Origin of the sequence: Staphylococcus sp. EG-SA-15 (assembly GCF_017151895.1) — a bacterium.
GTDB classification, from domain to species: Bacteria; Bacillota; Bacilli; order Staphylococcales; family Staphylococcaceae; genus Staphylococcus; species Staphylococcus aureus.
On the sequence record NZ_JACVZN010000170.1, the window covers coordinates 1 to 244 of the forward strand.

Sequence of the window (244 nt, forward strand, 5' to 3'; positions counted from 1 at the left end):
ATCAACTATTAACGCAAGTGGCTGGTAGAGCTGGTCGTCATGAAAAGGCAGGTCAAGTCATCATTCAAACGTATAATCCGGATCATTATTCAATATTGGATGTTCAAAAAAATGATTATTTAACATTGTATCTGCATTCAGCACACCAACTAAAGTAATATTTGGATAATCTAATCCTTTCGCAATCATCTGAGTACCTAGTAAAATATCACCGTTACCTTTTTCGAATTCAGTCAATAACTTT

2 pseudogenes are annotated in these 244 nt (G+C 34.0%); one reads left to right on the forward strand and one right to left on the reverse strand.

The window, feature by feature from the left end:
* Positions 1–131, forward strand: a pseudogene (locus IDG64_RS15420) (hypothetical protein); the annotation flags it as partial.
* Here the strand turns inward: IDG64_RS15420 and IDG64_RS14915 are convergent.
* Positions 118–244, reverse strand: a pseudogene (locus tag IDG64_RS14915) (helicase-related protein); the annotation flags it as partial. The pseudogenes IDG64_RS15420 and IDG64_RS14915 overlap by 14 nt on opposite strands.